The 24,652-nt window shown below is 35.7% G+C and carries 22 protein-coding genes; 7 read left to right on the top strand and 15 right to left on the bottom strand.

Translation table 11 applies throughout. The annotated features are described in order from the left end of the window. Nucleotides 1–101: 101 nt before the first annotated feature. The 4 genes from AB4865_RS00960 to AB4865_RS00945 form a co-directional block, all read right to left on the bottom strand. Nucleotides 102–533: a DUF2442 domain-containing protein gene (locus tag AB4865_RS00960; protein ID WP_372473869.1), complete on the bottom strand. Its 432-nt coding sequence runs from the start codon at nucleotides 531–533 to the stop codon at nucleotides 102–104. A 137-nt stretch (nucleotides 534–670) separates the two neighbouring features. Then, nucleotides 671–1,180, bottom strand: coding sequence for a hypothetical protein (locus AB4865_RS00955; protein WP_372473868.1), 510 nt, complete (start codon nucleotides 1,178–1,180; stop codon nucleotides 671–673). A gap of 195 nt (nucleotides 1,181–1,375) precedes the next feature. Then, entirely contained in the window at nucleotides 1,376–1,591 is a 216-nt protein-coding gene (locus AB4865_RS00950; protein ID WP_372473867.1) for a hypothetical protein, read from the bottom strand. A gap of 113 nt (nucleotides 1,592–1,704) precedes the next feature. Continuing rightward, entirely contained in the window at nucleotides 1,705–3,858 is a 2,154-nt protein-coding gene (locus tag AB4865_RS00945; protein WP_372473866.1) for a TonB-dependent receptor plug domain-containing protein, read from the bottom strand. A 127-nt stretch (nucleotides 3,859–3,985) separates the two neighbouring features. Between AB4865_RS00945 and AB4865_RS00940 the strand changes: the two genes are divergently transcribed. The 3 genes from AB4865_RS00940 (at nucleotide 3,986) to AB4865_RS00930 (ending at nucleotide 5,083) form a co-directional block, all read left to right on the top strand. Beyond that, nucleotides 3,986–4,303 carry a transcriptional regulator gene (locus AB4865_RS00940; RefSeq protein WP_372473865.1) on the top strand — a complete coding sequence of 106 codons (318 nt, stop codon included), beginning with the start codon at nucleotides 3,986–3,988 and terminating at the stop codon, nucleotides 4,301–4,303. Continuing rightward, nucleotides 4,273–4,482 carry a hypothetical protein gene (locus AB4865_RS00935; RefSeq protein ID WP_372473864.1) on the top strand — a complete coding sequence of 70 codons (210 nt, stop codon included), beginning with the start codon at nucleotides 4,273–4,275 and terminating at the stop codon, nucleotides 4,480–4,482. Before AB4865_RS00940 ends, AB4865_RS00935 begins: the two co-directional genes overlap by 31 nt. 109 nt (nucleotides 4,483–4,591) lie before the next feature. Then, complete coding sequence (locus tag AB4865_RS00930; protein WP_372473862.1) at nucleotides 4,592–5,083, top strand: GAF domain-containing protein; 492 nt, start codon at nucleotides 4,592–4,594, stop codon at nucleotides 5,081–5,083. Nucleotides 5,084–5,129: 46 nt separating this feature from the next. Here AB4865_RS00930 and AB4865_RS00925 read toward each other — a convergent pair whose 3' ends face one another. Next, nucleotides 5,130–5,717, bottom strand: coding sequence for a riboflavin synthase (locus tag AB4865_RS00925; protein ID WP_372473861.1), 588 nt, complete (start codon nucleotides 5,715–5,717; stop codon nucleotides 5,130–5,132). A gap of 356 nt (nucleotides 5,718–6,073) precedes the next feature. Between AB4865_RS00925 and AB4865_RS00920 the strand changes: the two genes are divergently transcribed. Continuing rightward, a complete protein-coding gene (locus AB4865_RS00920; protein ID WP_372473860.1) occupies nucleotides 6,074–6,376 on the top strand; it encodes a hypothetical protein in 303 nt (100 codons plus the stop codon). A 219-nt stretch (nucleotides 6,377–6,595) separates the two neighbouring features. Next, nucleotides 6,596–7,639 (top strand): 4-hydroxythreonine-4-phosphate dehydrogenase PdxA, encoded by a 1,044-nt coding sequence (gene pdxA / locus AB4865_RS00915; RefSeq protein ID WP_372473859.1) that lies wholly within the window; start codon nucleotides 6,596–6,598, stop codon nucleotides 7,637–7,639. 30 nt (nucleotides 7,640–7,669) lie between these two features. On the opposite strand, the gene rsmI is transcribed toward pdxA, so the two are convergent. The 4 genes from rsmI to AB4865_RS00895 form a co-directional block, all read right to left on the bottom strand. Then, nucleotides 7,670–8,365, bottom strand: coding sequence for a 16S rRNA (cytidine(1402)-2'-O)-methyltransferase (rsmI, locus tag AB4865_RS00910; protein WP_372473858.1), 696 nt, complete (start codon nucleotides 8,363–8,365; stop codon nucleotides 7,670–7,672). A gap of 2 nt (nucleotides 8,366–8,367) precedes the next feature. Continuing rightward, nucleotides 8,368–9,375 carry a hypothetical protein gene (locus AB4865_RS00905; RefSeq protein WP_372473857.1) on the bottom strand — a complete coding sequence of 336 codons (1,008 nt, stop codon included), beginning with the start codon at nucleotides 9,373–9,375 and terminating at the stop codon, nucleotides 8,368–8,370. Between the two features lie 120 nt (nucleotides 9,376–9,495). After that, nucleotides 9,496–11,229, bottom strand: coding sequence for a T9SS type A sorting domain-containing protein (locus AB4865_RS00900; protein ID WP_372473856.1), 1,734 nt, complete (start codon nucleotides 11,227–11,229; stop codon nucleotides 9,496–9,498). Nucleotides 11,230–11,288: 59 nt separating this feature from the next. Further along, complete coding sequence (locus AB4865_RS00895; protein ID WP_372473855.1) at nucleotides 11,289–11,804, bottom strand: hypothetical protein; 516 nt, start codon at nucleotides 11,802–11,804, stop codon at nucleotides 11,289–11,291. 690 nt (nucleotides 11,805–12,494) lie between these two features. Here AB4865_RS00895 and AB4865_RS00890 point away from each other — a divergent pair. Together AB4865_RS00890 and AB4865_RS00885 are read left to right on the top strand one after the other, a co-directional pair. Next, complete coding sequence (locus AB4865_RS00890; protein WP_372473854.1) at nucleotides 12,495–12,932, top strand: cytidine/deoxycytidylate deaminase family protein; 438 nt, start codon at nucleotides 12,495–12,497, stop codon at nucleotides 12,930–12,932. A gap of 8 nt (nucleotides 12,933–12,940) precedes the next feature. Next, entirely contained in the window at nucleotides 12,941–14,506 is a 1,566-nt protein-coding gene (locus AB4865_RS00885) for a S41 family peptidase (protein WP_372473853.1), read from the top strand. A gap of 254 nt (nucleotides 14,507–14,760) precedes the next feature. Here AB4865_RS00885 and AB4865_RS00880 read toward each other — a convergent pair whose 3' ends face one another. The 6 genes from AB4865_RS00880 to AB4865_RS00855 form a co-directional block, all read right to left on the bottom strand. Next, nucleotides 14,761–18,102 carry a hypothetical protein gene (locus AB4865_RS00880; protein ID WP_372473852.1) on the bottom strand — a complete coding sequence of 1,114 codons (3,342 nt, stop codon included), beginning with the start codon at nucleotides 18,100–18,102 and terminating at the stop codon, nucleotides 14,761–14,763. Nucleotides 18,103–18,304: 202 nt separating this feature from the next. Continuing rightward, the gene (metG, locus tag AB4865_RS00875) at nucleotides 18,305–20,365 is read right to left on the bottom strand and encodes a methionine--tRNA ligase (protein ID WP_372473851.1); all 2,061 of its coding nucleotides are present in this window, start codon (nucleotides 20,363–20,365) and stop codon (nucleotides 18,305–18,307) included. Between the two features lie 23 nt (nucleotides 20,366–20,388). Next, nucleotides 20,389–21,030 (bottom strand): O-methyltransferase, encoded by a 642-nt coding sequence (locus AB4865_RS00870; protein ID WP_372473850.1) that lies wholly within the window; start codon nucleotides 21,028–21,030, stop codon nucleotides 20,389–20,391. Between the two features lie 67 nt (nucleotides 21,031–21,097). After that, complete coding sequence (locus AB4865_RS00865) at nucleotides 21,098–21,904, bottom strand: carboxypeptidase-like regulatory domain-containing protein (protein WP_372473849.1); 807 nt, start codon at nucleotides 21,902–21,904, stop codon at nucleotides 21,098–21,100. Between the two features lie 147 nt (nucleotides 21,905–22,051). Beyond that, entirely contained in the window at nucleotides 22,052–23,752 is a 1,701-nt protein-coding gene (lysS, locus tag AB4865_RS00860) for a lysine--tRNA ligase (protein WP_372473848.1), read from the bottom strand. 51 nt (nucleotides 23,753–23,803) lie between these two features. Beyond that, a complete protein-coding gene (locus AB4865_RS00855; protein WP_372473847.1) occupies nucleotides 23,804–24,622 on the bottom strand; it encodes a pseudouridine synthase in 819 nt (272 codons plus the stop codon). Between the last annotated feature and the right edge of the window lie 30 nt (nucleotides 24,623–24,652).

The raw sequence follows: 24,652 nt of genomic DNA, 5'->3' as shown, positions 1-24,652 counted from the left end.
AAATGAGCTTTAATAAAATAGCATTTAAAAATCAATTAAACCTACGGTTTAAATCAGATTGCCGCAGATTTTATTTTTTTATAAATCAAAAAAAAATTTTATCAAGCTGTAAGATGAAAAGCAGAAAGTCTTTCCGTAATAGAATCAATAGCCTTTTGAATTTCTTTTTTCCTTTGAACAGAAGGTTTTTTCGTTCCACAAGCATAATGTCTTAGCATTGCAGGACTAATGCTTATTCTCTTAGCAAATTTCCCCATACTTATCTCAGGAAATTCTTTAAAAAAACGAGCGATTTCATTGTCATCTTGTTTTGTATAATGGAAAAAACCGTCAAAACTCAAATCTATATCCAATGCTTCCCAATGGATACCTAAAACAGACAAACGATAATTTTCTCTTTCTTTTTGAGAAGCATCACGCAATCCTGCAAACCATTCAAACGGTTGGTTTTTGATTTCGCCTTTGTGTGTTTCTATGAAAATAGCGTCTTCTGTAAGCCAAATTTTCTTTATATCGTTTTTTGTAGTTTTCATAAAATCCACCTTGTTGTATAGTATCATAGGAACAAAATTATAAAAAAATGACATTGGCGATTAGAAAGTAACACAATATTATTTTTAGAACGAAAAAAAAGACTGTGGTAAACAACTTACACACAGTCTTTTTGTTTTTAATAATTATCTTCCCACAAAGGAATCTGTAATTCGTAGCCTGTAGAATTACCGTTATCATCTAAAATAGGCAATTTGCTTGAACGATATTTTTCCCATTCTTCAGTCGAAAAATTCCACACAGAAACTTCTACAATATCTGGAAAAAGATTCCCTTTTTTATATTGGATTTTTAGCTTTTTGTTGAACAACTCTTGGTCGTTATTTTTTACAATCATTGTGAAAACTTCAGGTTCAGTATCACTAAAATGTTTTCTACAATTAGGTTCGTTACAGTCATATCCAACATTTCCCATCAAAGGCAATTGCATTACATCAAAAATTTTATAAGAAGAATTAGGAGTGATTGAAAAAGGTTCTCCTATTTCTGGAATTATTTCAATTTTCAATGACTCTGTTAAAACATTGTCTTTATAATCATCCGTTTGATAACTTATATCAACACCGTCTTTGAAAACTTTTAAGTTCACGATTGACGGACTATTAGAAATGATAATCTCATTTTTCACACGAAAAGAGTAATAATGAGGTAACTATGAATAAAAATATTTTTTCATTTGATTTCAATTTTATTAGTTAATAATCTTTTTGATATTAATTAGGTGCGATGCTTATCATACTATAAATTGAAAAATCTGTTGGATAACCTTGTGGTTTATAAGAATCACTCCCATTAGTGAAAAACCAACCGTTCTTTTTGTTTTTTACACTCCTACTAATTCGTTGATAATCAAGTTATTTTTATTAGCAAAATCATCAAGAGTTTCATCAGACAATAATATTGAAGAAATTTTTAATATTTCATCATTTGTATAATTAAACTCCCTTTTTTTACTTGTAACTGAATTTTCAGTTGTTGTAGCTACATTGTCAAGCTGTTCACTGTCACAAGAAATAGTAACTAAAGACAAGAATAACATTCCTGCAAAAATAATTTTTTGTTTTATTTGGTTATAAAATTAATAAATTGTCTGCAAATATATGTAAATATTTTGTTGTATTACAATGAAAATGAAATTTCCAAATTAACTTCCTAAAACTTAAAATTATAACTCACACTTGGAACAATTCCAAAAACAGACAATTTCACAGCTTCGGTTTGTTGCATATTGTTTTCATTTTGTCTAAAATTTATCGACGCTGCATTTTTGCGATTGTACACATTATACACACTAAACACCCATTCTCGTTGCCATTTTTTGTTGGGATTGTGTGGCGTGTAGGTAAACGACAAGTCTAAATGATGAAAACTCGGCAAACTGTAATTGTTGCGGTGGTTGTAATCGTTGATGGTCATATCCATAAATTGATATTTCCCCACAGGATAGGTTACAGGTCGTCCAGATTGTAAGGTAAAATTTCCTCCAATATGCCATTTAGGACTGATTTGATACATGGCAACCACCGTCAAATCGTGGGTGCGGTCGTGTGGTGTTCTATACCATTTTCCGTGGTTGATACCCATTTCTTGAGGAGTGCGACCAGCAGTTTGTTGTAATGATTTTGCCCAAGTATAAGCCACCCAACCTGTGAAATTACCTTTGTTTTTTCGGAATAAAAACTCTATACCATACGATTTTGTTTTTCCGTGCAAAAGCACTTGCTCAATGGCTGGATTTCCGATTAATTCGGCTCCGTCTATATAGTCCAAACGGTTTTTTCCGTGTTTGAAATACGATTCAATTTCCAAACTGTAAGTGTCGTCTGCAAAATTTTGGAAAAATCCTGCAGCATACTGATGTACTATTTGCGGTTGTATGTACTTGCCACTCGGTGTCCAAATGTCCAACGGGGTAGCTGCTGCTGTATTGGAAATCAAGTGAATGTATTGCGTAGTTTTGCTATAACTTGCCTTTACCGAATGGTCTTCGCCGGTGAGGTAAGAAACAGCGAATCTGGGTTCGAAATTGTGAAAAGAAGCAATGGTTTCTCCCGATTGATAGTGTTTTGTACCAATAGGTTTTGCCTTTTCGTAATAATTCAAATCGTGATTGTAAAGTACAGGTTGATGGTCCTGATACAAGTTGATGGTTTCGTATCCTAATTGATGAAAAAACGAATGACGCATACCATACGAAAAGGTCAGTTTGTTGTTGATTTCGTGATTAGCATCGATGAAATAGGCATTTTCCCACGCATATTTCGGAGCGATTTGAAATTCATTGAACGAAGAATCGTTTTTCAACGGACGAAAATGCCCTGGATTGAAACGATAAAATTGCGATTGCACTCCGTATTTCAAAGTGATTTCAGGAGAAAAATAATGTTGTAAAAGGTATTTTACATCATAAGTTTTGATACCCGAACTCCAATCAAATCCCACAAAAGGCAATTTGAGATTGTATTGATAATCTGTAAAATTTAGATAGGCTTTTCCAGTGATGTCTGAATGCAATTTGTGTTTTTGATGCAGGGAAATTACGGTGTTTCCAAAGTCATTGTCAAACAATTTGTTGAAGCGAAACACATCTCTTCCAAAATACAAACTTGCGTGCCATTCGTTGTTTGGACGCACGATATAACTCCATTTTGCATTGAAATCATAAAAAAATGCCGTACTCTTTAGGTCGGTCAATTTCAAAAACAAATGAGCATACGACCCCCTTCCTGCGGCTATGAACGACATTTTGTCCTTGATGATAGGACCTTCGATTGCGAGACGACTCGTCAGCAATCCGATACCACCTGTACTTTTAAAATTTTGAAAATCACCATTTCGCTGATTGATTTCTAGTACAGAAGACGCACGACTACCGTAAGTAGCAGGAATTCCGCCTTTGTAGAGTTTGAGGTTTTTTACCACATCGTTGTTAAACACAGAAAAAAAACCGTACAAATGCGACGAACCATAAACGGTCGCTTGGTCAAGCAAAATCAAGTTTTGGTCAGAACCACCACCACGCACATTAAACCCAGAAGCTCCTTCGCCAGCGTTGGTAACACCAGGTAGAAGTAGCAAAGTTTTTAGCACATCGGTTTCACCCAGCACCACAGGGATTTTTTTGATTTCCTCGGCAGTCATTTGATTTACTGACATTTCGGTACTTTTCAAATCCACGCGATTAACGGTAGTGTCTATGATGATTTCGTCGAGTGTTTCCGTAGCATGGTATTCTTCTTCATCTACCTGAGCAGTAGCCACAAAGGGAAAGCAAAGAACAGAAAGGAATCCTATTGTTATTTTCATGAATTAGGAGTTTTTGCAAAGATAAGGCATTGATGATGATTTTTAAAATAAGTTTTTTGTGTTTTTTTTTGCTAAAAAAATAAACAAATTTGTTTGTTTTTGAATACAATAATAAAAGACGCATTTTATGTTGCCAACAAATTCAAAAATAAAAGGAATCCACCCAGGAGTTATTCTCAAAAGAGAAATAAAATCACGAGGAATAAAGAGCAAAGAATTGGCTTATGAAATAGATGAACATGCACAGACATTAAGTGCTGTTCTCAATGGTAGGAGAGGAGTAAATCCGAAATTATCGATAAAATTGGGTCAGAAATTAGGTGTTGATGATGATTATTTTATGATGTTACAAGCTGGTTTTGATGTAAAAAATGTTGCAGTACAAAGTAGAACAATACCAAATTTAGGAAAGTATTGTTTTGGGATACTGATATTTCTCAGATAGACTCGGAGTTAAATAAACGAGCTGTTTTACAAAGAATATTTGAAAGAGGAAACGAACAAGAAATCGAAGAAATAATAGCTTTTTATGGACTAGATCAAGTGAAAGTTGTATTTCAAGATTTTCAAGAATCTTTTTTACCATCACTGAAAGAAAATTTGATAAAATTTGGAGTTATCTAAAAAATAAATACTGGGAATTGATAAAGTTAGATTGGGAGGAAATTGTAAATTTAAGGAGGTGATGTTTTAGAAAATAACTACTTTTGTAAACTAAATAAAAAACGAAAAAATGTCCTCATCAATCATTATATCACAAAGAGAAAGCAAACAAGCTATTTATGCAGAATTGTTACCACAACTCAAAGCTTTAGTAGAAGGAGAAAACGACCTGATAGCGAATCTTGCCAATATTACCGCTGCATTGAAAGAAGTGTTTAATTGGTGGTGGGTTGGTTTTTATATCGTAAAAAACAAGGAATTGGTTTTAGGGCCATTTCAAGGAACGATTGCATGTACGCGTATCGCGTTTGGAAAGGGCGTGTGTGGTACAGCATGGAAACTACAATTACCGCTTCTTGTACCTGATGTACATGCGTTCAAAGGGCATATCGCTTGTAGTAGTGCCACAGTAGCTGAAATTGTTTTGCCGATTTTTGATGACCGTGAGAAAGTAGTTGCTGTCTTGGATGTGGACAGCGATAAAGTAAACGAACTCACACAAATCGATGTAGAAGGACTGAAACAAATCTCTCTACTCATTAGCGAAATCTGGAAATCATAATATAAAAACCGTCCGAAAAGTTTTAGCTCTTCGGACGGTTTTTATATTAATAACTCCCTATCAATCTTTTGACATATTTACCAATCACATCAAATTCTAAATTGACAGGATCGCCGATTTGGTATCTGTGAAATTGTGTATGCTCCATCGTATAAGGGATAATCGCTACACTAAAACTGTTTTTTTGCGAATTGACCACCGTAAGACTCGTACCATCAACGGTAATCGATCCTTTTTCTATGGTTACATTACCCAAGTTTTCGTCATACGAAAAAGTAAAATAAGTGCTACCATCTGCCTTTTTTATATCGGAACAAATAGCAGTTTGATCTACATGCCCTTGTACAATGTGTCCGTCCAAACGAGCGTCGAGTTTCATTCCGCGTTCCAAATTTACCTTATCGCCCTCTTTCCACAAACCAATAGTCGTTTTGTCGATGGTTTCTTTTATGGCGGTTACTTTGTATTTGTTTTCTGAAATTTCTACTACTGTAAGGCAAATGCCGTTGTGTGCAACACTCTGATCTATTTTTAGTTGGCTAGTCATCGGAGCCTCTATCCACAAATGCAAATTGCTTCCCTCTTGCTCCAAAGATTGTATAATTCCAAATTCCTCTATGATACCTGTAAACATATTTTCTTATTGTTGATTTTGTCGTTCAAAGATAAAACAAATTTTCAATTTATGAGAAGTTTGTTTGTGGAGAGGATGTAGTAGTTTCTCTGTTGTAGAAAATAGATTTTATCATTTTATTACATATTTATATTTTAAGAATGACTGCTGCAATACTAAACACAATAGGCAACATAGTCCGCATAGATTTTATCAAAGGTAAAATAAACTATGTGTCTTATATGTTTAAAACATCTTGTACGAATGGTGAGTTATTGTTTTACTCAACTGTTTTCGTTAGTTTTGTAAAGGAATTAGAGTTTGATAAAGTTTTAAGCCTTTGTCAAACTTTTTGGATTATAGGAAAAAACAAAAATATGAAACACCTAATATCAACCTTATTTTTGCTGTACAGCTTTTGCGGTTTTGCTCAGGAGCAAACATCAGAAGAAAATCCGTATGAATTGTCTAATAAGCAAGTACAAGATTTTTTAAGTACAGAAGAAGGACAACGATTGACAATGAAATTTGTGCAGTATTTGTCTAATTTCGACGATGTGCAAGAGTTTGTAACGGTTTTGTCAAGTCCGAAAGGAGAAAATCCGTTTGAAACTTTTGAAAATTGGTTTCAAACCAATCTACACAAAACAAAATCTGTGGTAATCTGCTTTAAACCGTAGGTTTAATTGTTTTTAAGTGCTGTTTTTTTATAATTTCAGAAAAAACTGTGTCAATCTGTGAAATTTGCGTGAGGCTAAAGCAAGCGTAGTGTCTCTGTTCTGATAGCTATCGGAACTCTGTGGTAAAAAAATCTATAACGCTCTTATTTTACTTTAGGAAGAAATATAATACTTCGACTTTTTATATTACTTTTGTAATATCATAGAAAGCAAAGCAAAATGTATAAAAAAGGACAAAATATATTGTTGGGTATCTCTATCGGAGATATGAATGGCATAGGAGCAGAAGTGATTTTAAAGACTTTTGAGGACTCTCGTATGTTCGAAATGTGTACGCCTGTGATTTTTGCCAATGGAAAATTGTTGGCTTTTATCAAACGAATGGTCAATGTGCAAGTACATATCAATACAATAGACAATTTCAGCGAAATCGAATACGGTTCTGTCAATGTGTTGAATGTATGGAACGAAGGGGTAAATCTCGAACCAGGATTGCTCGACGAAAATGTTGGAAAATACGCCATCAAATCGTTTGTAGAAGCGACTAAAGCATTGAAAGAAGGAAAAATCGATGCTTTGGTGACGGCACCTATCAACAAATATAATATTCAATCGGAAGAATTTTCGTTTCCAGGTCATACTGATTATTTGAATCAAGAATTGGAAGGAAATTCGTTGATGTTTATGATTAGTGAACAGGTAAAAGTAGGTTTGTTGACCGATCATGTGCCGTTGAAAGATGTTTCGAAACATTTAACTCCCGAATTGATTAAAAATAAAGTAGCGACTATCAATCAGTCGTTGATTCAGGATTTTAATATACCAAAACCAAAAATTGCCATTTTGGGACTGAATCCACACGCAGGAGACAATGGAGTGATTGGAAATGAAGAACAAGAAATTATCAATCCTACGATAAAACAATTGTCAGAAGAAGGATATTTGGTTTATGGACCTTATTCGGCAGATGCGTTTTTTGGAACCAATCAATACCAATTGTTTGATGCTGTGATTGCATGCTATCACGATCAAGGATTGGTACCGTTCAAGACTTTATCGTTTGGAAAAGGCATCAACTTTACTGCAGGACTCAACAAAGTGCGAACTTCGCCCGACCATGGTACTGCTTACGATATTGCAGGACAAGGGAAAGCCGATCCGTCATCGTTTAGAGAAGCAGTTTATTTGGCATTGGATGTTTACAAAAACAGAAATGAATACCTTATCAGTGCAGAAAATCCATTGGTATTAGGAGATAGATAATAAAAAAAGAGGCGAAAAGCCTCTTTTTTTTTATTTACCTGTGTTTTTCTTTTCTTTTTCTTTCCCTGCTACGACCAATACCATTTCGCCTTTAGGAGGTTTGTTTTTTATAATACTAAGTACTTGTTCTGCTGTACCTCTCAGGGTTTCTTCGTGTAGTTTACTGATTTCGCGAGTGAGCGAAACTCTACGTTCAGCACCAAAATATTGAACCACTTCTTGTAGCGTTTTTTCGATTTTGTGAGGCGATACATACAAAATCATAGTTCGCATCTCTTCCGCAAGTGCAAGAAATCGAGTTTGTCTTCCTTTTTTGTCTGGGAGAAAACCCTCAAAAACAAATTTGTCGTTGGGCAATCCGCTGTTTACCAAGGCAGGAACAAAAGCAGTAGCACCAGGCAGGCATTCAATATCCACACCATTTTCTACACACGCTCGGGTCAATAAAAAACCTGGGTCTGAGATAGCAGGCGTACCTGCATCAGAAATCAAAGCGATGTTTTGCCCAGAGAGTATTTTGTTGACCACTTGTTCGGTGGTTTGATGTTCGTTGTATTTGTGATGACTCGTCATTGGAGTCAAAATTTCAAAATGTTTGAGCAACTTTCCACTAGTTCGTGTGTCTTCTGCCAGTATCAAATCTACCTCTTTCAACACGCGAATAGCACGAAAGGTCATGTCTTCGAGGTTGCCGATGGGCGTTGGGACGATATATAGTTTAGCCATAATTATACAAAGCGTTTAGTTATCAAGTCCAACAATCGTTCTTCGTATTCTTCTTTCCCTTTCCAGTAGTTAAAATCTGGTTTTACCAAATCTTCAATAAAATCAATAGATTCTTGGTAAGTGTCAAAAGTGTTGAGTTGAGAAATCACTCGGTTGAGGTCATCGCTCTTTCCGTTGAATAGATTTTTTTCAAAAGCAATGCGGTCGTTTAGACCGATGACGATATTTTTGTTGAACGAATCATTGATTGTTTTGTGAATAGGCGTATGAATAGAGCGACCTAATTCTGTTTTTTCAACAGTATTTTCAATCTTTGAAGTAGGAGTAGAAAATTCTTCTTTTTTATCAATAGAGGTAGCTTCTTCAAAAAATGCATCAGGATTGAAAACCGATTCTATTTCTAAAATATTACTGTCTTCTATTACGACATTGAACTGTTCCAACTGTTTTTGTTCTTCAGGGGTAAATTGAGGAAGTTCTTCTTTAGTTGAAAAAGGCTCATTTATATGCAATTGATTTTCTGAAGGTGAAAATGAATTGTTCTCAGGCGAAACGTTCGGTGTTTGTATGTTGTTTTCCTCTATAGGAGCAATTTTGGTTTCTTCTTCTAAAGAAATTACTTCAATTTTTTCAGGTATATATTTAGCAGAATAAGAGTTTTCTTGAACAATCTCTTCTATATTTTCGCTATTTTCTTCAGATTCAGAAGATGTGTTCGTTTCTTTAGGATTGTAGTTTTCTTCTAAGATTTCCTCTTCCTTAACTTCCTCCAATTCATTGATTACAGGAGGAGGGGGCGTTTGACTGATAGTTTCACTCAGAGCCACAATGCTTTCTTCGGTAAATTTATTACTGATTCGGTATTGATTTTCTTCATAAAAATTCAATAACAACAATTTGTCGTATATTTTAGAAGAGAGTTGCAACAAAGATTTGGTGTCCTCTCTGTCTTTCATTTGTAGTATTTTGTGAGCCAAACTCACCAATTCGGTTTCGATTATTTTTTTCATTTCAAAAGTTTGCTTCAAATTTACATTAAATTCCTGAAATACACCTAATCAAAGTGCTTTCATTTTAGCTATTTACTTTTAGAAAAAAGGAAAAAAACAGAGCCAAAAGCTCTGTCTTTTTTACTTCTTCACGATCCTATAGGTTTGTTTGTGTTGCTCATTGGCTATTGTAAGCAAATATACACCCGATGGGAGTTTTGACCCATCAATTGTAAGTGTATCTGTTGTATCAATATTCGTTTCTATGAGTATCTGACCTTTCATATTATATACAATGGCTCTGTTGAAATCATTGAGTTCTCCCGAGATTTGGATTGTATCTTCAAAAGGATTGGGATGTATTTGTACTTTTTTCAATACTTTTTCAGGAATACTCATAGCTGTATTGCTAAATTTTGAATAGACCACTCCTTTGTAAGTACCAGGATTGTCTTCATCTTCTTCCAACGGACTTCCCATCGTGATAAAATTGTTGGGATTGGAATTGTTTGATGTATAGTCTATTGAATAGTATCCGTTTTCAAAAGGGACGATGCGTTGAGGCATATCTTTTCCGTCATTTCCATAGTAGGTTGCGTACAATACCGTGCTTCCATCATTTGAGAGTAACAAATGATAGCCATCACTATTGGATAAATTGAAAGAAAAAGTATCGTCTTTTTCAGTTTGAAAAGCATCGTCAGTTGCTATGCCGTTTGTACTGTCTGTTTCGCCCATAAGCCAAATATTTCCATCTGGAGTTAAAGAAAATTTGTTGTGTATATGTACATAATCACTTTCAAAAGTGTTGTTTGAAAGGTAGGTTCTCCACAACAGTTCTGTCCCTTCGCTATTCAATTTTCCAAATCTATACGCACCATTTCCTTGAGAAAGAAACGCATTGTCTGTTGTAGGTGCTGGAAAACTAAGTAAATAAATACCATTGTCATCAGCATCTGAAGATAGAATTTGTTTTTCGTAGTAGGTGCCCCAAATTCTTGTACCATCAAAACTAAATTTATTTATAAAAGTATTTGCAGGATAAAGCCCAGCATTATTAATATTTGGATTTTCTTTATATGCTCCAGTGGTGCTAAAATATGTTGGGTTACTAACAGGTATGCCGTTTTCTTGATCTAAGTTTATAAAAAAACCTGTTACAATCAATCCATCGGATGTGGTTATTAGATTGGAAATAACGGTATGATGAATTCCAAAAAAAGTGCTCCAAACATATTGTCCGTTGCTATCAAGTTTTGTGATGGTTGTAGTTTTGTTTTCAGAAAAATAGTCTTCTGGATTTGCAGTAGATTGAAAAGGGGAGTTTTCTATGGTTTCATCGTTTGGTTTAAGTGATACAAAATATACATTGTCGTTACTATCGGTTGTCAATATGGTTTTACCAACTCCAGATTCTTGTTCAAATGAAAAATCAATATAGGTACACCAAATTAATTGACCAGTGGAAGAAAATTTAGCAATATAATTATTAGTTGAATGGATAGGGTTTTGATTATAATCAAATTCTGTTCTGAACGCACCAGGTGTGGTGAAATTTGATGTTTCAGAAGTATAACCCAATATATACCAATTGTTGTTTGCTGAGCGATGAATCAAATCAATAGTTGTGGTATTAGGATTGCCTATTTCGAGGAATGTGTTTTCTGAACCATCAGGAAATATTGCTACATTCACTCTATTTGAATTTCCAATGTTTTTGAAAAACAAACTGTCGTTTGCTAATGTTGTTAAATGCAAAGACGATAAAGGTATTTTCTGATTGCTTTTTACACTCCAATGCAAATTGTTTGGAGATTGCGATATACAAGTAAAAACAGGGTAAACTATTAGTATAAATTGTAAAAATAATTTCATGATAATAGATGTTTAGAGGCAAATAGCTGTACCTATTGTACAGCTATTTGAGTAATTAGTTATTCAAATAAAAAATAGCTCATACCAAAAAGATTCGTATAAGTGACATTGTATTGAACACCATTTGGTTCGTAAAAATAGCCAGTTTTTGTTGCGCCATCAATTCCGTTTGTTCCATAAGTACCAATACCGTCTTCATAAGCTCCTTTTAGTACAAATTTCATATAATTAAATTTGTAACGATCATTCTGTGTTGCAAAGGGTAATGGTAAATTTACTTGTCCTCCATTGTCACTGTTTACATACCCTGCAAAAGGATATTGGTTTAGAAAAGGAAATTGTTTATTAGATGAATCGTTGTCCGATATTTCAAAAATACTATTACCGTTTACTATAAAATGATGTATATTGTTTGGTCCTGGGTAAAAGTGCAAACTTGGATAATCTGGTTTGGTGATTTTTATAGTATAAATAGTTACATACGTATGACATTTGTTTTCAATCACAAATGTAGTAGCATTCGCACTGGAAAAAGTTACCAATGCCATTCCTAAGGTACATACTAACTTTTTCATAATCATCTGTTTTTAATAAGTTCGGTAAATTTTACAAATCCTAAATACGCTACTTTCTCTTCGTTGGTAGTAATTTCTTTAGGAACATCGGTGTTGGAAGGCATTCCATACACATCAATCAAATCTTTTGCAACCTCGTATAGCTATTTTGATTTTTCAGCATCAGAATAGTCTTGTTGCGATTTTGCAATTTCTTTGATTTTGTTTCTGAAATTAGTCACTTCAATAGGCTCAGAAGCCTTGGCTTTTTTCATCGCCTGTGTAGTTGTCGATTCGGCAATCGTTTATGATTGCTCGTTGCAGCTGTACAATCCTATTAATAATACAGCTAATGTGAAAAGTTTGAATTTTTTCATGTTAATATGTATTATAAATTAGATATTGCAATAATAATAAAAAAAATGAAAATAGTGAAATTTTTGTGAATAGAATTTCTGTTTTTTGTATAAGACTTTGTCAAAGTTTATTCTATGTTTTCTATAAAAAACGGAGCGTCTAAAATAATCGCAAAGTTATTTCTATGTTTCTTGTGTGTTCGGATAATTATCGGGACCATGTGGTGAAAAATTTAACCTACTCCACCTCTTTGAAAATAGTTTAAAAATCTGTTGAAAAAAATATCAAAAAAAATCACGAAAAACGCAATATATCCGTAATTTAGCACCGAATTTTTATAGTGCAACTGCTCACATGAGTCATCTGAATGAAACAAAAATAGCCAGGTACGACAAAGCCTATTTACGCATTGCCCTTGAATGGGCAAAACTCTCGTATTGTACACGCAGAAAAGTAGGTGCAATCATCGTAAAAAATGGTACCATCATTTCTGATGGATACAACGGTACGCCCTCTGGTTTTGAAAACTGCTGTGAAGACGATAATGGCGTAACCAAATGGTATGTGTTGCACGCCGAAGCCAATGCCATACTCAAAGTGTCCAAATCCACTCAGTCGTGTATGGATGCGACGCTTTATATCACGACTTCTCCTTGCAAAGATTGTAGCAAATTGATTTTACAAGCAGGCATCGTGCGTGTGGTGTATATGGACAATTATAAAGACAATGCTGGTATCGACTTTTTGCAAAAAGCAGGGGTAGAGGTAATGCAAATTTCACAATTAGATTGATGTTGCCTATGAATAGAAATTACTTTGCTCCCACTTTGTTTGTTGGACTCTTTTTAGGGATTTTTATAGGATTTTTTGGATTTAAGTACTACTCAAAAATTCAAGCAAAATCCAATTTACGAAATACTAAAATTGAAAAACTACTCAAACTTATCGAAAAAGAATATGTGGACAATGTCAATACCGATTCGATTATCGATTTGACAGTCAATAATATTTTATCTCAACTCGATCCTCATTCTACCTACATCAGCAAAAGCGAAATCGAAGATACGCAAAACTTGATGAAGGGAAGTTTTGTAGGTATTGGGATCAATTACTATATGCTCAACGATACTTTGGCAATTGTAAAACCTTTGGAAGGTGGTCCTTCTGCCAAAGCAGGTCTGAAAGCAGGTGATCGCATATTGCAAGTAAATGGTAACTCCATTGCTGATGGTTCGTTTTCCAATGATTCAATTGTGGCATTGCTTAAAGGTCAGCGAAATTCGTCAGTTTCGATGAAAATATTCCGCAAGAAAAATAAAGAAACTTTTGATGTACATCTCAAACGTGATGAAGTGCCTATCAAAAGTGTGGATGCGGGCTTGAAAATCAATGATTCGTTGGGGTATATCAAGATCAACCGTTTTTCAGAAACTACCTATACGGAATTTGAGCAATCGTTAAAAGCACTGACCAAAGAACAAATCAATTCGTTGGTATTGGATTTACGCGATAATACCGGAGGCTATGTAGAACCTGCGGTAAAAATTGCCAATCAATTCCTCGATAAAAACGATACAATCGTAAAAACCATCAATAAACAAGGAAATGCAAAAATCACAATTGCCTCTTCCAAAGGTTTGTTTACGCAAGGAAAATTGTATATACTCATCAATGAAAATACAGCCTCTGCCAGCGAAATCATTGCAGGAGCTATTCAGGACAACGACAGAGGAACTATCATCGGTCGTCGCTCGTATGGAAAGGGATTGGTACAGAGAGAAATGACTTTGGGTGATGGATCGGCAGTACGCCTTACCGTGGCGAGGTATTTTACACCATCGGGGCGTTCGATTCAAAAGCCTTATAAGGAATACAACAATAAATATTCGGCTGAACTTTCTCAGCGTTTTGTACACGGAGAATTGTACGATACAGACAAACGCTATATCGATGACAGTTTGAAATTCAAGACCAAAAAAGGAAAAATTGTCTATGGAGGAGGAGGAATTGTACCCGATATTTATGTAGAATCTTTTACCAAACACGGCGAAGATGCGATTCAGCTATTAATGAAAACCTCTTTGGTGAGTTATTATGTTTTCGAACAAATTGAAAAAGAACGAGCGTATTTGGAAAAGAAAAAATATCTTGAAATAGCTGAATTAATTTACAAAAATTCAAAGTATTTCAATGAATTAAAAGTTTATCTGAAAGAAAGTGGTCTGACTTTCAACCTTGATAAACACAAAGATCGTATTCTGTTTTACCTTGCTGCCGAATACATCAATCAATTGTTTTCAGACAAAGAATATTACAGTTGGATGCTCACCCAAGACCAAATGATTGATAAAGTAGTGAAGAGGTAGAGGGGAGTGTTGAGTACAAAGTATTAAGAATGTTATAATAACCAAAAAAACATCGCCCAATAGGCGATGTTTTTTGTTGTTTTACCATTTTGAATCTGGTTCTACTCTAAACAAAGGCACTTTAAACTTACCATTTTTAAAGGTTTTAGTTTTATTTTCAAATGGTTTTAGAGTCAATGTTCCTTCAAATTCACCATAGAGATGCAAACTGTCTTGGGAAATATTTTTGAAAATATCAGGATCATAATATATCGCTAAAAAAACGCTCGCAATTGTACACTTCCTGTGTGTACTGCTGGAATATTGGGAGATTTTCTTCCGTGGTATTGTATATTAGCCTCAAGGTATTTGGTGATGTTTTTCTGTAATAGCATACGCCAAGTGCTGTTGTTGCCCGGTTGTAATCCTTGCATCATTTGATAGGCAACCGCCGAATGTGATTGTCCGTCAAAACGATTGCTAAAATAGGTGTATTGCAATTGCAACGAAAATTTTGAAGCGGTTTGATGTTGCACTTCCATTCCCAATTGATGTTGGTTCAATTGTTCTTCGCCCATAGAATTGCTACTCGCATTCCATTTGTAAAAAAGGCTCATTCTCGTGTTTTTATCCGAAATATAAGTTGCCTTGGGCTGAAAATAATGTGTTTGCAACTGATAATTTTTTACCCCATAATTTTCCGATTGGTTTTCTGTGATTTCTATGGCTGCGATACTTTCCAACAAATAAGTTTTTTTGAGCAAATGTGCATATTGCAACTGATGTGATTGCGTGGCAGTTTGCGTTTTTCCAAAGGGATTTATAGTTGCCAATCGATTGTTTATAAAACTATAAACCGTAGTGTGTTGTTGTTTTCCTCGATTAAAAAACAGTGAATTTCTAAAACTTTGATTCATAGAAACCAACCCTTCTTCCGCATTGTGAAAAGGTTGTAAGGTTTTTATTCCTTGATTTTTATTGTAATGTTTTTCGGCAATCAAATGTGATTGCAGATAAAATTTACTCAATATTCGTTTCCAATCTTTTTCATTTTGAAATCTGCTAAATTGCAACGAAATAGATTGTGAAATTTTTCGTTGATGTGTTGGTAAATAATTTTGATTGGGCAACATCATGCGGATATAAATTGCTAGGTCGGGAAAAGCCGCTGGTTCAAACTCTTCCAATTCTTGAATGCCGTTTTCGTTATAATCTATCCATTGATGCGTACCCAAACCTGGCTCGACTTGTATGTAGCTAAACTCCTGTAAAGCCACATTTCCTGACGAAGTTTCGTACAGCGTTTGCCATTGCAATGCCTCTTTAAACCAACGCGTTTGGTACTGAATACGAGAGTTTATCGTATGTTCGTTGGGCAAATCGTGATGCAAATGTTGAGTAGTGCGATAGTTGACAAACAAGCTCAATTGCGTTTGTTTGTTTTTGATTGGTACCGCTCGAGTGTACCAATTTTGAGCTTGTGTACTCGGTTGCAAACGATAGTCGTACAAACTGTCGTTTTTTCGCAAAATATACCCCAACTCTATGTGTGTTTTGGCAGAATCTCCCTTGGCTACAAACGCCTGAGCTTGCCAATATTGTATACTTCGAGGATTGAAAATTCGGTCAGTTTTGTTTTCGATTTTATACACTTCGGCTTCCGATTTTACTCCTGTTTTCCATTGATTTTTTTGGTATTGATGCAAGGAATTTGCTCGAATAATTTGTGTTTTATCCGCCGTAGTCGATGCTTCTATCCATTGAGCAGAAACAGTATTTTGAAATTGAGTTGTATGCCAATTAAATTGAAGAGAATTTCTCCATCCGTTGTAGGTATTTTCAAAATGTAAATGTTCCAATTTGTACAAAAACGATTGATTTTCTTTTGGATTGGCAGAAAGTTCAATTTCCGATAAAATTCGATTTCCCTTTACATCAAAAATATCCCAATCTCTTTGAAATTCAATATTGTTTAATCGTTCGATAGGCGAAAATCGTTCTTGCACATATTGCGATTGAACTTTCAATTTCCATTGCCATGCCGAAGGGAAATATTGATGAAATTTCAGTTGCATTGCCTGACCTTTGTTTTGAAAATCATCAATAGTTGAAAATAAATTCGCATCTCGATTACTGATTGCCCATTCGAGGTTGATTTCGCTATTTTCTGATGATTGATAGCCTACACCTGTTGCAAAAATGGTATGTTTAGCCGGAGCTGTCAATTGAATCATCGGAGCGTAATCTCCTTGTTTTTCGCCATTGATAGGAGCAATATATCGATAAATTTTGCCCACAGCCATCGAAGATTCCAAAATATAATCGCCACGGTTTTGTCCCACAAAACTAAAAGAAACCTGGTACAAAGGATCCTCTGGATTGTTGGAATATTCAAAATAGACCTCTGTTCCTTGTTCGATTTTTCGGTAAAGAATTTTGTTTTCTGAATATGGTTCTACAACAGCCGAAAGTGCAAACATTTTGTTAGGGTCATTTCCTGCTTCTTGCAAAACTGCTATTTGCTCAGGCGAAAGTTGTTGTTGCAACGGTTGATTTTTGATGTCGGTTTCGGTAAAAACACTGGTATAAGCTCTCCATTTGTCGTTGGAAAATTCGGTATTCCCATAACCAAAAAATCGAGTATAACTGCGTTCGGCATATTGATATTCCACCACAATACGCATTTCGCCCATGATAGGAAACAACGAAGTAAAACGGATTTCTCCAGCATTATAATCGATGACATAATCTTTGTTTTCGCCTCGTTCGAGCAGTTTTCCATTGACAAACACACGTTCCGAACCCGAAACCACCAAAATATACAACTGATTTTGCTGACCTTTCAATTTGTACGGTCCTTGATTTCCCTCAATTCCCACAAACTCACTTTTGGCATACTGACCACGCACCAAAGCAGCCGCTGTTTCTACTTTCAATCGGTTGTTATCGCCCCACGAAAAATCGCCACCACCGTAAATTCCTTGAACTTTTTTCTGAAAATTTAGAAAAGACGATTTTCGATTTTCTACCAACAAATCGCCCCCACGCACACGCCAATCGCTACCATAGAGTTCGATAAAAATTTGGTCAAATTCATCGATTTTTTGCGAATAGCCACCGTTTTGCAAAGGTGAATTATCATCTTGAATAGATGCTCGAAGATTGACCGTTTCGGATAGTTTTCCGACAATTTGCAAATCCAAACGAGAGGTAGTAACCAAGTTTTGTTGATTTCCGATGGTGATGGCACGAGAAATATTACCCTGTGTTTGCAGTCCGTCAAAAGGTTTGTAAGCAGACAAATCCCTTTTGGGAGCAAGGGTCAATCGCACCCCTTCGCTATCGGCAACTACGCGATTTTTGTCGTACAAACTGTAATTTGTTGTCAAAAAATCGGGCAGAGCATAATACGAAAGTTGTAAGGTATCTTCGCCTGTTTCAGTAAAAAAGATAGAAGATTTTTTAGGGTCGAGTGTAAATTTTTCATGAGGAAAAGGCAACTGACGATGACGCAATTCCCACCCTTTGGGATTGATAGGTAGCGAATCAAACACAAATTCAGGATAATCATTGTAAACCGTAACCTGACGCAACAGCGGATGATGTTGAGCGTACATACAGCTCACTAGCAACATAAACAATATGAAAATCCCATTTCGCATGGGTCAAAAATACGGAAAAACTGATTAACAGAGGAAAAATATTAGGCAATCATAATATTTCACAACAAAAATATCATAAAAAAATCGGTTATCAATACGACAACCGATTTTCTATTATTTTGTAAATAATGCCATTGGCAGCTTCAATAAAATTTCTTTATCCAATCATTGCCCCGTTGTAAACGCCTTCTGTTTCTGGGTTTACAAAAACCAATTTTCCTTCTTTGGTTTCGGTGAGCAAAAGCATTCCTTCGCTTTCTACTCCTCGCAATTTTCTTGGAGCTAAGTTTACCAATACGGTTACTTGTTTTCCGATGATTTCCTCTGGGGTAAAATGCTCGGCAATACCCGAAACTATGGTGCGTACATCGATACCTGTGTCCACTTTCATTACCAATAATTTATTGGCTTTTGGCATTTTTTCGGCTTCGATAATTGTACCTACACGTAAATCTATTTTTGCAAAATCTTCAAATTGAGCTATTTCTTTTTGTGGTTCTACTTGTTTTGCTTCGGCGGCATTGGCAATTTTTTTAGCTTCCAATCGGTCGATTTGTTTTTGGATTTCTTCATCTTCGATTTTTGCAAACAACAATTCCGCTGTACCTATTTTATGAGCAGGAGCAATCAATTGCTCGGTTGTTGCAATACTTTCCCAAGAAATAGGCGTATCGATTGCCAACATTTTTTTCAATTTAGCAGCGGTAAATGGCAAAAATGGTTCTGCCAAAGTAGAAAGTGCTGCCGCAATTTGCAAGGCTACAAACATTTGAGTTTTCACACGCTCTGGGTCGGTTTTGATGATTTTCCAAGGCTCTTCGTCTGCCAAATATTTGTTACCCAAACGAGCCACATTCATCATTTCGCCCAAGGCTTCTCTAAAACGGTATCTTTCGATAGAATTTTCGATTTGTGCTGGATACCCTTTCAATTCCTCCAACACTTGTTTATCAACTTCGGTAAATTCGTTTGGCGTTGGAATTACTCCGTCGTAATATTTATTGGAAAGCACCACCACTCGGTTGATGAAATTTCCGAAAATAGCCACCAATTCGTTGTTGTTTCTGGCTTGATAATCTTTCCAAGTAAAATCGTTGTCTTTGGTTTCTGGTGCATTTGCCGTTAAAACATAACGCAAAACATCTTGTTTTTCTGGAAAATCTACCAAATATTCATCCAACCAAACTGCCCAATTTTTTGAAGTCGAAAGTTTATTTCCTTCCAAATTTAAAAATTCATTTGATGGTACATTGTCTGGCAAAATATAACTTCCTTCTGCTTTCAACATTGCAGGGAAAATCACACAGTGGAATACAATATTGTCTTTGCCGATGAAATGCACTAATTTCGTGTCCTCTGATTTCCAATAAGGTTCCCAATCTTTACCAACTTTCGTGGCCCATTCTTTGGTTGAAGAAATGTATCCAATTGGAGCGTCGAACCACACATATAATTTTTTTCCATCGCCCCCCTCTACTGGCACATCAATTCCCCAATCCAAATCGCGAGTTACAGCACGAGGCTTTAAACCGTCGTCGAGCCAAGATTTTACCTGACCATATACATTGGGTTTCCAGTCGTTTTTATGACCTTCCAAAATCCATTCACGCAAAAACGCATCGTATTGATCTAAAGGCAAAAACCAGTGTTTAGTTGATTTCAGTACAGGTGTACTTCCTGTAATTGTCGATTTTGGATTGATTAAATCCGTGGCATTGAGCGAAGTACCACATTTTTCGCATTGGTCTCCGTAAGCACCATCGTTGCTACATTTTGGACAAGTACCTGTTACGAAGCGATCTGCCAAAAATTGATTGGCTTCTGCATCGTACAATTGTTCGGTGGTTTGTTCAATAAACTTTCCTTCGTCGTACAATTTTCTGAAAAATTCAGAAGCTGTTTTGTGGTGAATCTCCGCCGAAGTACGCGAATAATTGTCAAACGAAATCCCAAATTCTGCAAACGAATCATTGATGATTTTGTTGTATTTGTCAATCACTTGTTGAGGAGTAATTCCTTCTTTTTTGGCTTTCATAGAAATAGCCACTCCATGCTCGTCGCTACCACAAATAAAGGCAACATCTTTTCCTTTTAGGCGTAAAAATCTCGCATAAATATCGGCAGGAACATACACTCCAGCCAAATGCCCAATGTGGATAGGTCCGTTGGTATAAGGCAAAGCCGCTGTAATGGTATATCTTTTTGGATTTGTAATCATTTATGTAAAAATATTGTTGTTGGTTATAAAATTCTACTCATCGTCAATCCGTCTCTGATTGGAAGCAAGACAGTTTCTACTCTTGGATCTTCTTTTAACAGGCGGTTGTATTCCAATAGCACCTGAGTAGATTTGTCGTTTTTCTTTACTTCTTGCAGCACTTTTCCACTCCAAAGCACATTGTCTGAAAGGATTACACCACCTTTGTTCATCATAGGAACAATCATATTCCAGTAGTTGATGTAGTTTTCTTTATCGGCATCGATAAAAACCAAATCAAACTTTTTGTTGAGTTGAGGCACAATATCCAAAGCGTTTCCGATATGCTGTTTGATTTGCTCAGCGTAATCAGATTTTTGAAAATATTTGGTTTGAATATCCTCCAATTCCTCGTTGATGTCGATGGTGTGAATTTCGCCATGATTGGTCAATCCTTCTGCCAAACACAAAGTAGCATAGCCAGTGAAAGTACCTAATTCTAAGATAGTTTTAGGAGCAATCATCTTTGAAATCAGGCTCAGAAATCTCCCTTGAAAATGACCGCTAAGCATACGCGGTTGCAAAATCTTTTGGTGCGTTTCTTTGTTGAGTTGTTGTAGCAATTTGGGTTCGTCTTCCGAGTGAAAAGCTACATAATCTTCCAATTCTTGTGATAAAAAGTGCATTTCAAATTATTTTTGCAAAAGTAGTAATTTCGAATTAAGAATTGAGTACAAAGTATTAAGAAAATACTTACTCCGCCTTATACCCCTTTATTTCAAAAGAAAGCCCCATTCCCATAGGTATTTTTTCAAACCTTCGGTCATAGCGTATCCAGCCACCTGAAAGAGAGATAGGAAAATGTATTTTAGCCGATTCATTACCTGCTACTTCTACAATATCAAACTCAATCCATATCTTACCTTTAGGTAAGTTTACAGAAAATTGTTCTACCAAATCTTTTTTTCTTTTGGTTGGTTCGAAATTTATGTAGATTGGTTTTTCGTTTAGTGGCGTCAATGCGTTGTTTTTTTCTACTTTGTAAAAATTCAACCGAAAAACTACTTGTTTCAAATTGTTGAAAAGGTATTGTGTATGCAATTCTTTTGCTACATAATCGTGTTTTAAAGTAACAAAATCTCCCATACCAAAAAAATCAGAGGCTTCTCCAATCGAAGAAAAACTTGCAGTGGCACCTGGTACTTTCATCCCTTTAGACTTTATTGTTTTCAACTTTGATTTGTTTACATCAATTACGATGGGAGTCAATTCAAATGCGTTTTCTTTCAAAGTTATTGTCTTTGTAAAATCTTTTATTGCTATTGACTTTCTATGAAAATTGAAATGTGTGAAATACAAGCTATCTGTAGGTTTGTACGAAGAAACATCTATCGAAAATAGTCCTTTGCTGTCGGAAGTAAAACTCTTTTCTTTTCCAACAATTCCAAAATCTACATATTCTATATATTCGTTATGTTCGTTTACGACTATGCCTTTTAGTGTTTGAGCTGTAATGAGTTGTATACAGCTTAAAAAGGTGATAATAAATAATTTTTTCATTGTTTAGTTGAAATTTAACATAGATACAAAGGTAATATTTTTAATCGAAGAAAACATATTCCAATTATAATGGGAAATAAAAATTGATAGAAATAAAAACTCCCTTAAATAACTGATTTAGGGGAGTTTTTTGCGTATTTTAGATAATTATTCTTCAAGTAGTTTTACCATTTTCTCTTCACCTTCAGAATATACTTGTGTGAATTTGTGGGCAGCCAATCCTTTCATGGCTTTGTCCCATTTTTTACCACTTAGAGCTGCTCGTTCTTTTAGCGAAGCAAGAGCAATTGGGTTGTTTTTTTCTATAATTGCCAAGATGATTTTTTCTTCATCGGTCAATTCTACTGCTGGTGCTTGTTTTTCTGGTTTCATTTGTGGGAAAAACAACACTTCCTGAATCGACGGATTGTTGGTAAGGAACATAATCAATCTGTCCATTCCGATTCCCAATCCCGAAGTTGGTGGCATTCCGAATTCCAAAGCTCTTAGGAAATCTTGGTCGATAAACATTGCCTCATCGTCACCTTTTTCAGACAATTTCAATTGGTCTTCAAAGCGTTCTCTTTGGTCGATAGGGTCGTTGAGCTCTGAGTAGGCATTGGCAATTTCTTTTCCACATACCATGAGTTCAAAACGCTCGGTAAGTTCTGGGTTGTCGCGGTGAGCTTTGGTAAGTGGCGACATGGCTTTTGGATAATCTGTGATAAAGGTCGGCTGAATGTAGTTTCCTTCGCATTTTTCACCGAAAATTTCGTCAATTAATTTTCCTTTACCCATTGTTTTGTCCACAGCAATTCCCATATCTTGAGCTGCTTTGCGGATTTCGTCTTCTGATTTTCCATCGATGTCAAATCCTGTGAAATCAATAATTGCCTGACGCATCGTAACGCGTTTATACGGTGCTTTGAAATCGATTTCGTGTTCACCAAAAGTTGCTTTGGTAGTGCCGTTTACTGCCAAGGCACAATGCTCGAGCAAACGCTCAGTAAAGTCCATCATCCAGTTGTAATCTTTGTAGGCAACATAGATTTCCATTGCCGTAAATTCTGGATTGTGGGTTCTGTCCATACCTTCGTTGCGGAAGTTTTTCGAGAATTCATACACTCCGTCAAATCCACCAACGATGAGTCTTTTGAGGTACAATTCGTTGGCAATACGCATATACAACGGAATGTCTAACGCATTGTGATGCGTGATGAATGGTCGTGCCGCAGCTCCACCTGGAATAGCTTGTAAAACAGGAGTTTCTACTTCCATATATCCTGCGTCGTTGAAAAACTGACGCATTGCATTGAACAACTTGGTACGCTTGATAAAAATATCTTTGTTTTGTGGATTTACAATCAAATCTACATAACGCATACGATAGCGAAGTTCTGGATCGGTAAATGCGTCATACACATTGCCTTGGTCGTCTGTTTTTGGCAATGGCAATGGACGTAGGGTTTTGGTAAGCAACGAAAATTTTTGTACACGGATACATTTTGCACCCACATTGGTAGTAAACAATTCTCCATCTACACCGATGATGTCTCCCAAATCGATAAGTTTTCTGAATACGGTATTGTATAATGTTTTATCTTCCTCTGGGCAGATTACATCTCTATTGAGATACAATTGTATTCTACCTTGAGAGTCTTGCAATTCGGCAAAACACGCTTTACCTTGGTCGCGAACGCTCATCAATCTTCCTGCAACAATTACTTTCTTACCTTCTTCAAAGTTTTCTTTTATTTGACTTGAAGTATGATCTACTGGATATAAATCGGCAGGGTAGGCGTTGATGCCCAACTCTTGCAATTTGGTAAGTTTTTCTCTTCTAATGATTTCTTGTTCTGAAAGTTGCATATGTTTTTTATACTTGATTTTATTGCTTATTATTTATTTTTCGTTTAATTTTTACCTACAATTTTTCAAATTGATGATTTCTTGTTCGGTAAGGAAACGCCATTGTCCACGAGTCAATCCCCATTTGGTCAATCCTGCAAAGGCTACACGGTCGAGCTTGATGACATCGTAACCCAATTTTTCAAACAAGGCACGAACCACTTTGATATTTGATGTTTTCAACTGAATACCCACTTCACTTTTCGGTTGATTGTTGATGTACGAAATCTCATCTACCCATACACGGTGGTCGTTTACATACATGCCTTTTTCGATTTTTTCCAAATCTTCAAATTTCAGGTTTTTGTCCAATGAAACTTGGTACAATTTAGGTGAATGTTGCGCTGCGTTGGTAAACTTTTGAATGATTTCGTTGTCATTAGTATAGAGTAGCAATCCCACAGTGGTTTTGTCCATACGCCCCACAGGTTTTAGTTTGGCTGTAGAAGCGTTGCGTACCAAGTGGTAAGCGTTGGTTTCTCTATCGTCTTCTGTACTAGAAAAACCTTTGGGTTTGTTGAGCAATACATAAACTTTTTTTTCTGGGTTTAGCAACACGCCGTCAAAATATACTTTGTCGTTGGGTTGCACCTTGAATCCCAATTCCGTAACAATTTTACCATTTACAGTAACATTTCCCGAAGAAATGTACAAATCTGCATCACGACGCGAACACACTCCAGAATTTGAAATGTATTTATTCAATCGCACTCCATCGTCTTTAGCCTTTGCTGGTGCAGATTTTTTAGGAGTAGCAGGTTTTGAAAATCTCTTAGCATCTTTAGAAAATGCAGGTTTTGAAAATTTATTTTTGTTGTTCGGTCGATTCATTGTAAAAAAAATTTTTGCAAAGATAGTGAA

Origin of the sequence: Capnocytophaga sp. ARDL2 (assembly GCF_041530365.1) — a bacterium.
Classification (GTDB): Bacteria; Bacteroidota; Bacteroidia; order Flavobacteriales; family Flavobacteriaceae; genus Flavobacterium.
This window is presented reverse-complemented; position numbering and strand designations above follow the sequence as displayed.

Bases quoted from the DNA above. Each gene is read 5' to 3' on its own strand.
- AB4865_RS00925 (WP_372473861.1), bottom strand. From the start codon at position 5,717: ATGTTTACAGGTATCATAGAGGAATTTGGAATTATACAATCTTTGGAG.
- AB4865_RS00870 (WP_372473850.1), bottom strand. From the start codon at position 21,030: ATGCACTTTTTATCACAAGAATTGGAAGATTATGTAGCTTTTCACTCG.
- metG (WP_372473851.1), bottom strand. From the start codon at position 20,365: ATGATTACAAATCCAAAAAGATATACCATTACAGCGGCTTTGCCTTAT.
- AB4865_RS00920 (WP_372473860.1), top strand. From the start codon at position 6,074: ATGAAACACCTAATATCAACCTTATTTTTGCTGTACAGCTTTTGCGGT.
- AB4865_RS00930 (WP_372473862.1), top strand. From the start codon at position 4,592: ATGTCCTCATCAATCATTATATCACAAAGAGAAAGCAAACAAGCTATT.
- AB4865_RS00895 (WP_372473855.1), bottom strand. From the start codon at position 11,804: ATGAAAAAGTTAGTATGTACCTTAGGAATGGCATTGGTAACTTTTTCC.
- AB4865_RS00865 (WP_372473849.1), bottom strand. From the start codon at position 21,904: ATGAAAAAATTATTTATTATCACCTTTTTAAGCTGTATACAACTCATT.
- AB4865_RS00945 (WP_372473866.1), bottom strand. From the start codon at position 3,858: ATGAAAATAACAATAGGATTCCTTTCTGTTCTTTGCTTTCCCTTTGTG.
- AB4865_RS00880 (WP_372473852.1), bottom strand. From the start codon at position 18,102: ATGTACGCTCAACATCATCCGCTGTTGCGTCAGGTTACGGTTTACAAT.
- AB4865_RS00890 (WP_372473854.1), top strand. From the start codon at position 12,495: ATGAGTCATCTGAATGAAACAAAAATAGCCAGGTACGACAAAGCCTAT.
- AB4865_RS00950 (WP_372473867.1), bottom strand. From the start codon at position 1,591: ATGTTATTCTTGTCTTTAGTTACTATTTCTTGTGACAGTGAACAGCTT.
- rsmI (WP_372473858.1), bottom strand. From the start codon at position 8,365: ATGGCTAAACTATATATCGTCCCAACGCCCATCGGCAACCTCGAAGAC.
- AB4865_RS00900 (WP_372473856.1), bottom strand. From the start codon at position 11,229: ATGAAATTATTTTTACAATTTATACTAATAGTTTACCCTGTTTTTACT.
- pdxA (WP_372473859.1), top strand. From the start codon at position 6,596: ATGTATAAAAAAGGACAAAATATATTGTTGGGTATCTCTATCGGAGAT.
- lysS (WP_372473848.1), bottom strand. From the start codon at position 23,752: ATGCAACTTTCAGAACAAGAAATCATTAGAAGAGAAAAACTTACCAAA.
- AB4865_RS00960 (WP_372473869.1), bottom strand. From the start codon at position 533: ATGAAAACTACAAAAAACGATATAAAGAAAATTTGGCTTACAGAAGAC.
- AB4865_RS00855 (WP_372473847.1), bottom strand. From the start codon at position 24,622: ATGAATCGACCGAACAACAAAAATAAATTTTCAAAACCTGCATTTTCT.
- AB4865_RS00885 (WP_372473853.1), top strand. From the start codon at position 12,941: ATGAATAGAAATTACTTTGCTCCCACTTTGTTTGTTGGACTCTTTTTA.
- AB4865_RS00940 (WP_372473865.1), top strand. From the start codon at position 3,986: ATGTTGCCAACAAATTCAAAAATAAAAGGAATCCACCCAGGAGTTATT.
- AB4865_RS00905 (WP_372473857.1), bottom strand. From the start codon at position 9,375: ATGAAAAAAATAATCGAAACCGAATTGGTGAGTTTGGCTCACAAAATA.